This is a genomic window from Marinimicrobium sp. UBA4509, assembly GCF_002388575.1.
Lineage (GTDB): Bacteria > Pseudomonadota > Gammaproteobacteria > Pseudomonadales > Cellvibrionaceae > Marinimicrobium > Marinimicrobium koreense.
The window spans coordinates 490-10,013 of sequence record NZ_DGMV01000040.1 but is presented as its reverse complement, the minus strand read 5'-3'; the positions used below and the strand labels follow the sequence as shown (position 1 = coordinate 10,013).

General features: G+C 58.4%; 8 protein-coding genes. 4 read left to right on the top strand and 4 right to left on the bottom strand.

The window, feature by feature from the left end; all coding sequences use genetic code 11:
* Positions 1-157: 157 nt before the first annotated feature.
* From B3520_RS05940 to B3520_RS05925, 4 genes are all read right to left on the bottom strand, one after another.
* A complete protein-coding gene (locus B3520_RS05940; RefSeq protein ID WP_286807397.1) occupies positions 158-952 on the bottom strand; it encodes a gluconate 5-dehydrogenase in 795 nt (264 codons plus the stop codon).
* Positions 953-963: 11 nt separating this feature from the next.
* Entirely contained in the window at positions 964-1,803 is an 840-nt protein-coding gene (kduI, locus tag B3520_RS05935) for a 5-dehydro-4-deoxy-D-glucuronate isomerase (protein ID WP_123639219.1), read from the bottom strand.
* Between the two features lie 8 nt (positions 1,804-1,811).
* Positions 1,812-4,337, bottom strand: coding sequence for a glycoside hydrolase family 88 protein (locus B3520_RS05930; RefSeq protein ID WP_286807398.1), 2,526 nt, complete (start codon positions 4,335-4,337; stop codon positions 1,812-1,814).
* 731 nt (positions 4,338-5,068) lie between these two features.
* The gene (locus B3520_RS05925; protein ID WP_286807399.1) at positions 5,069-5,536 is read right to left on the bottom strand and encodes a hypothetical protein; all 468 of its coding nucleotides are present in this window, start codon (positions 5,534-5,536) and stop codon (positions 5,069-5,071) included.
* Between B3520_RS05925 and B3520_RS05920 the strand changes: the two genes are divergently transcribed.
* The 4 genes from B3520_RS05920 to B3520_RS05905 form a co-directional block, all read left to right on the top strand.
* A complete protein-coding gene (locus tag B3520_RS05920; RefSeq protein WP_286807400.1) occupies positions 5,519-7,039 on the top strand; it encodes a UxaA family hydrolase in 1,521 nt (506 codons plus the stop codon). The two genes, B3520_RS05925 and B3520_RS05920, sit on opposite strands and share 18 nt — an antisense overlap.
* 269 nt (positions 7,040-7,308) lie before the next feature.
* Positions 7,309-8,463 carry a Re/Si-specific NAD(P)(+) transhydrogenase subunit alpha gene (locus tag B3520_RS05915; RefSeq protein WP_286875636.1) on the top strand — a complete coding sequence of 385 codons (1,155 nt, stop codon included), beginning with the start codon at positions 7,309-7,311 and terminating at the stop codon, positions 8,461-8,463.
* A 10-nt stretch (positions 8,464-8,473) separates the two neighbouring features.
* Positions 8,474-8,758: an NAD(P) transhydrogenase subunit alpha gene (locus tag B3520_RS05910; protein ID WP_024462101.1), complete on the top strand. Its 285-nt coding sequence runs from the start codon at positions 8,474-8,476 to the stop codon at positions 8,756-8,758.
* Positions 8,759-8,770: 12 nt separating this feature from the next.
* Positions 8,771-9,524 (top strand): NAD(P)(+) transhydrogenase (Re/Si-specific) subunit beta (locus tag B3520_RS05905; RefSeq protein WP_286875634.1); only part of this gene is annotated, 754 nt, incomplete at its 3' end.

The window sequence follows — 9,524 nt, the reverse complement described above, 5'->3', positions numbered from 1 at the left end:
TAGCGCAGCGTAACCCGACGACCAGATCGGAAGTCCAACGGTCCTGTAGGTCGGGTTAGCGAAGCGTAACCCGACAGACCCCGGAGGGACTTTTCTGAAGCACAAAAAAACGGCGCCGAAGCGCCGTATCAAAACCGCAGAAAGGGTCTGCTGAAACTTACTCGTTGGCAGGCTTGCCAATGGTGGCGAGAATGCCGCCGTCCACGTAGACGATTTGCCCGGTCACAAAGTTGCTCGCCTTGGAGGACAGGAATACCGCGGCGCCCTGCAGGTCATCCGGGTCGCCCCATTTGCCCGCCGGAGTGCGGCTGATGATGAATTCGTTGAGCGGGTTGCCTTCCACCCGGATCGGGGCTGTCTGGCTGGTGGCGAAGTAGCCGGGGCCGATGCCGTTGACCTGCACATTGTGGCGCGCCCATTCGGTGGCCATGTTACGGGTGAGCATTTTCAGGCCACCCTTGGCGGCGGCGTAGGCGCCGACAGAGTCGCGGCCCAGCTCGCTCATCATGGAGCAGATGTTGATGATCTTGCCCTGCTTGCGCTCAACCATTTTCTTTGCGACCGGACGGGTCATAGTGAACACGCCCACCAGGTCGGTATCGATCACCTGCTGGAACTCTTCCACGGGCATTTCGAGCATGGGTACACGCTTGATGATACCGGCGTTGTTCACCAGGATGTCGATCGGGCCGACTTCTTTCTCGATCTTGTCGACCGCCGCAATCACCTGGTCTTCTTTGGTGACGTCGAACTTGTAACCAAAGGCCTTGTAGCCTTCGGCTTCATATTCGGCCACGGCCTTGTCGATTTTTTCCTGGGAAGAGTGACCGTTGACCACAATGGTGGCGCCGGCGCTGCCCAGGCCCTTGGCCATGGCCATGCCGATTCCGTGGGTGGCGCCGGTAACCAGCGCCACTTTGCCTGTCAGATCGAACAGGGGATGATGACTCATAGAGAAGCTCCTTACTTCAGTTCGTGTGGCTGGTGGAAGTCCATGTCGGTGTAGTCGAGGTTCTCACCGGCCATGCCCCAAATGAACGTGTAGTTGGCGGTGCCGACGCCCGAGTGCATGGACCAGGGCGGAGACAGAACGGCCTGCTCGTTGTGAATCCACAAGTGACGGGTGTCGTCTTTCGGGCCCATGAAGTGGCACACGGCCTGATCTTCCGGCACATTGAAATAGAAATACGCTTCCATCCGCCGGGTGTGGGTGTGCACCGGCATGGTATTCCAGATGCTGCCGGGCTGCAGTTCGGTCATGCCCATCTGCAACTGGCAGGTTTCGATGATGCCGTTGATCAGCAACTGATTGACCCGACGTTCGTTACAGGTGTCCGAGGAGCCCAGTTCCAGCACATTGGCATCGCCCATGCCGACTTTTTTGGTCGGGTAGGCATGGTGCGCGGGCGCGGAGTTCAGGTAGAACTTGGCCGGGTTGCTGGCATCGACGCTGCGAAAGCTGACTTCTTTGGCGCCGCGGCCGACGTAGATGGCACTTTTGGATTCCAGCTCGTAATCGGTGCCGTCTACCGTGACGATACCGTCACCACCGATGTTGATGGCACCCAGTTCACGCCGGTCCAGAAAGTGCTCGGCTTTCTGCTGGTCCACGGGCTCCAGGGTCACGGCCTTGTTGATCGGCTTGGCACCACCGACCATCATCCGGTCGTAGTGGGTGTACACAAAGTGGATCTGATCGTCTTCGAAAATCTTCTCGATCAGAAAGTGCTTGCGCAGCTTCTCTGTGTCGTAGTGCTTGTAGTCGTCGATGTGAACGGCAAAGCGTTCTTCGATCTGTTTCATGGGTTACCTCACTTGCCTTGGAGCAGGCGGTGCATTTCGATACCGGCGAGAATAAACGGCCCCGTACCTTTCGGGTCGTTTTCCCAGACCGGTTCGCTCATATAGTAGTGGTAGCTGCCGTCGCGGCCAAAACCCAGGCCGGCTACCAGACAGATATTGGTCATGCTGATCTTGCCATCTTCATGAACCGTCACGAATTCGTTGATCAGGCCATCATAGGCTTTCTGAGCGACCGGAAGGAAGCTGTCATCCAGGTAGCCCATACGAATGGCTTTGGCGTAGAAGTAGGCGAACATGGCACTCGCGCTGGATTCGCGGTAGTTGCCCGGCGCATCGGGCTGATCCATGATCTGCCACCAGGTGCCGGTGGGGTCCTGGTACTTCTGCAGGTCGACAGCAATCTCCTGGATCATATCAATGATCGGTTGGCGCAGCTCGGTTTCTTCTTCCGGAATGAAGTCCAGTACATCCACGGTGGCCATGGTGAGCCAGCCGAAACCGCGGCCCCAGAAATGCTCGGACAGACCGCTTTCGGGGTCGGCCCAATCCTGCTGTTTTTTCTCGTCCCAGGCGTGGTAATACAGGCCGGTTTCGGGATCGCGCAGCTCTTCGCGGGTGATCTCGAACTCCTTGACCACTTCGGCCCAGCTTTCGTGCTGTTGCTCGCCTTCTTCGAACAGGAGCGCGTAGTGGGCAAGGTAGGGCATGGCCATGTAAACGCCATCCAGCCAGACCTGCCATGGGTAGCGCTCCTTGTGCCAGAAAGCGCCACCGCTGGTGCGGGGATGCTTGTGCAGGTGCTCGCGCAACTGATCGGCGGCGAGTTTGAAACGCTCTTCGCCGGTCTGCTCCCACAGGCGCAGGACGCCCACGCCGGGCTTGACGTTATCCACGCTGAAGTTGGTCATTTTATAGCGGGCAATCTCGCCCTCTTCACCAATAAAGCTGCCGGTCACATGGGGCAGAACTTTGGCGTAACGCTCCGCCGGTGCCACTTCGTTGAGTTCATCGTAGGCCATGGGGAGCAGGCCGATGATGTCGTACTCGAACTTGGGCGGACGCTCGCGGTTGGTGTCCCAGCCGTCCACGTGGTACCTCATGGTTTTGCGCTCCAGCTCGGAATCGGCCAGGCGCTTGCTCCAGTTCAGCGCCGCCTCGGCGTCCGCCGGCGGATTTTTCTGTTCCTGGCTGTGTGCGGTAGTGAGGCGTTCACGCGGAGCCAGGGTCAGGCGTTCGGCCTCTCCCTCCAGGTATTCGACAAACGCTTCACGGGTGGTGATGCCGTCCAGCTCGTGCTGCCAGACCGCCAGGAAGTAGTAGTCCACATCTTCGCCCGCCGCGTCGAGTACGGTCACATAGTTGTGCTCGTCTTCGGTCTGCCCCTCGCGGTCGGATTTACGGAACAACAGGGCCATGCCCAGGTAGTCGTCTTCACCGCTCAGGCTCTGTTTGCCCCAGCTTGCCACATAGGTGTAGGCCTTGCCGGTAATATCGACCTCGCCTTCAATCAGCTCGGTGCCCGGATGTTTGACGATGCCCGTGGTCAGGTTGTCCAGCTCGTCGCTCAGTTCCAGGTCTACGTGTACCAGGCGGCTGCCGGCAGTCATGGACAATTGTGCGGTCAGGTCGACCGTGGTGTCCGCCACCTGCCAATCTTTGTAGTGGATGCTGAATGAGGAGTAAAGGTCGCCGTTATCCAGAATCCTGGCATCCCACCCGTCCACTTCAGAAACGCGGTGTACGTGCTCACCGTCCCAGTATCCGTAGCCGCCGACGCCAAGGGAGTCGCCAACTTTGAGGATGTCCATGCCCCAGTCGGCCGGCTCGTGGTAGGAATCGTAGCCGTCCTTGCCGACATTCTGCAGAACCATGTCGTGGGTTTTCTTGCCGAAAATATCAAAGCCGTTGCGCCAGTCGAGATAGACCCGGTACCCCACCAGATCCGATTCGATGCCGGGGCCTTCATAGCGGATGTAATAGGAGTGATCAGAGTGCTCTTCGGGTGGTGTCAGGCTCTCGACGTTTTCAAATTCGCCGCCGACATACTCATACATGCCTTCGCGGTTTTCATCGGAGTGCGGCTGCCATTCACCGCCCACCTTGTGGGAAATTTCCGCCTGTGTACGCTTGGCCACCTCGGGCGCCTGGCTGGCGAGCCCGCGATCAATGACCAGCTCAATGGTGCCTGCCGAGGGAAGATTGACCAGGGTGAGCAGGCCGTCTTTCTGCCCATCGCCGTCACGGTCAATCAGTTGCGTGGCGACCGGCGTACCGTTTACGGTCGCTCCCAACTCGCTGTCCAACGCATCCTGACGCGTCAGTCCGAGTTCGTCGAAGCTGACAAAATAGGGCTCATCGCTGACGGCACGGCTCAGGGCGTTGGACAGATGGACCTGGGCGACCGGGGTCTGCTGGGTCTGCTCGGGCTGGACGCTGGAGGATTGCGGCTCGGTGGCGGGTGGTTCCTGGCTGCAACCGGCCAGAGTGGCCGCCGTTACCAACAGCGTGCCGGAAAGCGGTGGGTATTTCAGCATAGTTATCACCTTTCTGGTCTCTCTTCTTGAATGTGCTTCTAGTTATTGGTCGGAATTCGCCCGTCTCTTGTTGGGAGCGGAAGCACAAGCCGGGGTGTTCCGTGGAAGGGGGTCGGTCCTTGATCCGGATGCCCTAGTGGTCCATGTGGCTAATGGTTGATTCGGGCACGACCTCACCCGCCAGCGGACAATCCGCTGGCGGGGTCTTGGCCTTACTGGTTGATCCCCGAAAATCGGCTCTGATGGCCTCTCATTTCAGGGTTGCTCGACACCGATACCGCCTGGTTGTCGGGCGCTTGGAGCGGTCTCTCTCACCTCGTATATACCCGATTGGTATAGACGTTTGCCCCAGTTGTCTCCCTCTTGCCTCTTTACATCGTCGCATTAGAGGCTCGGGCACCCGGTCATTTGATGTTTTTGGGTTGCCCGATACCGCTGGCATTCAGACTCTTTGGGATTGGCCGCGTGCAGAACAGAAAACGCGAACGGTTTGCTAACGGTTTATCTTTAGAGTCTGGCAGTTTCCTCTGCGGAAATGCGTATGCCGTCATGCAGTGAACTCATTCTGGTACGGCCCGGCGGGAAAATCAAGGCTGAAGAACAAATTTTTTCCTGTAATGGGGAATATATTAGTGAGATTGTTTCGGTATTTTTGCTGTAAACGGTTACACATAATTTATTATATATGAGTAACCGATTACATTTTGCGTGAACTTCGCAGTGAGACGGTTTCATGGCTTTATGGGAGGGAATTCCGGCAAAAAATTAACGGGTGAGGCCGCTCCTACTCCGTTGCGATTGACAGCGGTGTCAAATGGGACAAACAACCCATTCTGTGCAAATGACAACGCTGTCAGATTGCGTTTTGCGTAAATTTTTTGGGTGGGGTTTTCACACCAGGCGTTGCGAGTGGTTGCGGTGTCCGCTTTGTCGGTGCTAAATTTGGTCCCGGTATTGACCGAATACCATTGCCGATTTTTCAGGCGCCGCAAGGCGCCTGTTTTTTTCTGTACCTGAAAAAGAATCCCGCAAAACAAAAAGCGTCGGCCCGCAGGGGTGGCGACACACGGGAAATTGGCAGGCCGGCTCGACGGAGCGCGAACGGCTTTTACCACCGAACGGTTTCTGTTCTGCCAGGTGAGAGTGGCGTCAGAGACTCCAATCTTTGGGTGATCATTATTTTGGCGAACATCATTCATTTACACGAGCGCGACAACGTAGGCGTGTGTAAAGGGGCTATTCCGGCGGGCACGGCACTGATCGAGCCCGAATTGACTCTGGTTGACGATATCCCGGCCATGCACAAAGTGGCGCTGGTGGATATCCCTGAAGGTCAGCCCATCCTGAAATACGGTCAGGTGATCGGTTTTGCCGCCAAGGCCATCAAGGCCGGTGAGCATGTGCACAGTCATAACTGCAAAATGGGCGAGGCGGAAAAAGATTATGGCTTTTGCCGCAACGCCAGGCCCACGGACCTTGTGCCCGAAAGCGAACGGGCCACGTTCCGGGGCTACCGACGCGCCAATGGCAAGGTCGGAACGCGCAATTACATTGGTATTCTGACTACTGTGAATTGCTCCGCCACCGTCGCCAAGGCCATTGCCCAGCACTTCACCTTCTCGGGCGAACTGGACGACTACCCCAATATTGATGGCGTCGTGGCCTTTACCCACGAAACCGGCTGCGGCATGCGCTCCGATGGCGAAGGCTATGAGACTCTGCGGCGCACTTTCGATGGTTATGCGCGCCACCCCAACTTCGGCGGCATTCTCATGGTCGGGCTCGGCTGCGAAACCATGCAGGTTCGTCGGGTGATGGAGGAGAGTGGTCTGGGGGATACCGACACCTTTCAGGCGTACACCATTCAGGATGTCGGCGGTACCCGTAAGGCGATTGAGCGTGGCATCGAGGTGTTGCGCGGCATGTTGGATGGGGTGAATCAGCACACCCGCGAAACCGTCCCGGCCAGCGAGCTGACCCTGGCGGTCCAGTGTGGTGGTTCGGATGCCTTCTCCGGTATTACGGCGAACCCCGCGCTGGGCGCGGCGGGGGACATTCTGATCCGCCATGGCGGTACTGTCATCTATTCGGAGACACCGGAAATTTTCGGTGCCGAGCACCTGCTGACCCAGCGTGCAAAAACACCCGAGCTCGCCCAAAAGTTGCTCGATCGCATTGAGTGGTGGCAGGATTATACGGCGCGCAACGATTTTGAGCTGGACAATAACCCCTCTCCGGGTAACAAAGCGGGTGGCTTGACCACCATCATGGAAAAGTCCCTGGGGGCCCAGGCCAAGAGCGGTTCCACCGAAATGGTGGGCGTGTACCTGTATGGGGAAGAGGTAAAAGAGAAGGGGCTGGTGTTCATGGACAGCCCCGGGTTTGACCCCGTGTCGGTCACCGGGCAGGTTGCCTCGGGCGCCAACGTGGTATGCTTTACCACCGGTCGCGGTTCAGCCTTTGGCTTCAAGCCCGCGCCCAGCCTGAAGCTGGCCAGCAATTCCGAGCTGTATCAGCGGATGCAGGAGGACATTGATATCAATTGTGGTGGCATTCTGGATGGTGAGAAAACCATGCAGGAATGCGCCGAAGAAATTTTCCGGGTCGTACTCGCGACGGCTTCGGGAGAGCAGACCCAGAGCGAAAAGCTCGGGTACGGTGATAATGAGTTCAACCCCTGGAAAATAGGGGCCGTGGTGTAGGAGATCAATCCGGGTGCTCTGTGGGCACCCACACAACGCGGACCAGCGGAGGAGAGAACCCCGGGAGGTGAGAGACCCGGGGTTTTCTCGGCGCAGAATCAAGGCGGGAAAACGCCAACTGACGCACTCTGTTGACTCCAGACAACAAAAAACGAGGCCCTGATACCCTCAGGCGCCCGTTGATTAGGACATCATTCCGCTCAATCCCCACCTTTCTACGGGAAAAGCGGCTATGTTTAATGGTGTCCATCACATGAGGGAGACGTTTCATGAAAATAGCGATACCCAAAGAGCGTCGCGAGCACGAGCGGCGTGTAGCCGCAACGCCCGAGACGGTCAAGAAGTTGATTGCCCTCGGTGCCGAGGTGGCGGTCGAGGCGGGCGCGGGCCTGTCCAGCCGTATCACCGATGAGGCCTACGAGGCGGCGGGTGCCACTCTGGTCAGCGACCTGAGCAGTCTGCTGGGCGATGCCGATGTGGTGCTCAAAGTCCAGCGTCCCCTGCTGGGCGAAGGCGACCAGCCCGACGAGTTGTCCCCGATGAAAAAGGGCGCTCTGCTGATTGCCGGCCTGTCCCCCTACGCCGAACCCGACGCCATCAAACGCTATGCCGAGGCGGGTGTGACCGCCATCGCCATGGAGTTTGTGCCCCGCATCACCCGTGCCCAGAGCATGGATATCCTCAGTTCCCAGAGCAACCTCGCCGGTTACCGTGCGGTACTGGAGGCGGCTTACGTTTACGATCGCGCCATGCCCATGATGATGACCGCCGCTGGCACCATTGCGCCCGCGCGGGTTATGGTTCTTGGCGCCGGTGTGGCCGGTCTGCAAGCCATTGCCACCGCCAAGCGTCTGGGCGCCATTGTATCCGCCACGGATGTCCGGCCCGCCGCCAAAGAGCAGGTGGAAAGCCTGGGCGGCAAGTTCGTCATGGTCGAGAGCGACGAAACCAGAGAAGCGGAAACCGCTGGTGGTTACGCCAAGGAAATGAGCGAAGACTACAAGCGCAAGCAGGCGGAGCTGGTGGCGGAAACCCTGAAGAAGCAGGACATCGCCATCTGCACCGCACTGATTCCCGGCCGCAAGGCCCCGACCCTGATCAATGACGAAATGGTGCACAGTATGCGCCCCGGCTCGGTGATTGTGGATCTGGCCGCGGAACAGGGCGGCAACTGCACCCTGTCCAAGCCCGGTGAGGTGGTGGATGTGAATGGTGTGTCCATCATCGGCCACTACAACATTCCGAGCCGGCTGTCCGCCGATGCCAGTTCGCTGTTCGCCAAGAACCTACTCAACTACCTGACGCCTCTGGTCGATGCCGAGAGCAAAGCGCTCAAGGTCGATTGGGAAGACGAAATCGTTGCCGCTTCCGTGCTGACACGGGACGGTCAGGTCGTTCATTCCGCTTTCCAGAGCGAACAATAAGGGGGTCGTCATGGAAGCCAATTTCATTCAGCAGTTATCCATTTTTGTGCTGGCGATTTTCGTCGGCTACTACGTCGTCTGGAGTGTCACCCCGGCACTGCACACACCGCTGATGGCCGTTACCAACGCCATCTCCAGTGTGATCATTGTGGGCGCATTGATCGCCGCCGGCCCCGAGAGCATGAGCCTGTCCAAAGCCCTGGGCTTTGTGGCCATGACGCTGGCCGCGATCAATATCTTCGGTGGCTTTACCGTCACCCAACGCATGCTCGCCATGTACAAGAAGAAAAAGTAACCGGGGGAACTTATGACTGAACTACACGCGAATCTGACCTCGCTGGCCTATCTGGTCGCGGCGGTCCTGTTTATCATGGCCCTGCGCGGCCTGTCCTCGCCGGAAACCTCACGGACCGGTAATATCTGCGGCATGCTCGGCATGCTGATCGCGGTGGTGACCACCGTGTTCAGCCCGGAAGTGCAATCCTACGAATGGATTGTGGCGGCGCTGGTGCTCGGCGCGGTGATCGGTATCACCATCGCCAAACGCATCGCCATGACCGCCATGCCGCAACTGGTAGCGGCTTTCCACAGTCTGGTCGGTATGGCCGCGGTGCTGGTGGCCGGTGCGGCTTTTACCAACCCCGGGGCGTTTGGCCTGGTCGGCGCGACCGGAGATATCTTTGTCGCCAGTCGTATCGAGATGGGTCTGGGTGTCGTGATCGGCGCCATCACCTTTTCCGGGTCCGTGATCGCCTTCACCAAACTGCAAGGGCTGGTCTCCGGTGCGCCGGTGTCTTTCGGCGGCCAGCATTATCTCAATGCCCTGTTTGGCCTGGTGATACTGGCTCTGCTGGTTTACTTCTGCATCGATCAGCAGCCCTGGATCTTCTGGACCATGACCGCCCTGGCGTTTGTCATCGGGGTACTGATCATCATCCCCATCGGCGGTGCCGATATGCCGGTGGTGGTGTCCATGCTCAACTCCTACTCCGGTTGGGCCGCCGCGGGCATTGGTTTCACCCTGAAAAACGACGCCCTGATTGTCACCGGCGCCCTGGTGG

Coding starts and splice junctions, on each gene's coding strand:
- B3520_RS05925 (WP_286807399.1), bottom strand. CDS start 5,536: ATGAATGATGTTCGCCAAAATAATGATCACCCAAAGATTGGAGTCTCT.
- B3520_RS05930 (WP_286807398.1), bottom strand. CDS start 4,337: ATGCTGAAATACCCACCGCTTTCCGGCACGCTGTTGGTAACGGCGGCC.
- B3520_RS05910 (WP_024462101.1), top strand. CDS start 8,474: ATGGAAGCCAATTTCATTCAGCAGTTATCCATTTTTGTGCTGGCGATT.
- B3520_RS05915 (WP_286875636.1), top strand. CDS start 7,309: ATGAAAATAGCGATACCCAAAGAGCGTCGCGAGCACGAGCGGCGTGTA.
- kduI (WP_123639219.1), bottom strand. CDS start 1,803: ATGAAACAGATCGAAGAACGCTTTGCCGTTCACATCGACGACTACAAG.
- B3520_RS05940 (WP_286807397.1), bottom strand. CDS start 952: ATGAGTCATCATCCCCTGTTCGATCTGACAGGCAAAGTGGCGCTGGTT.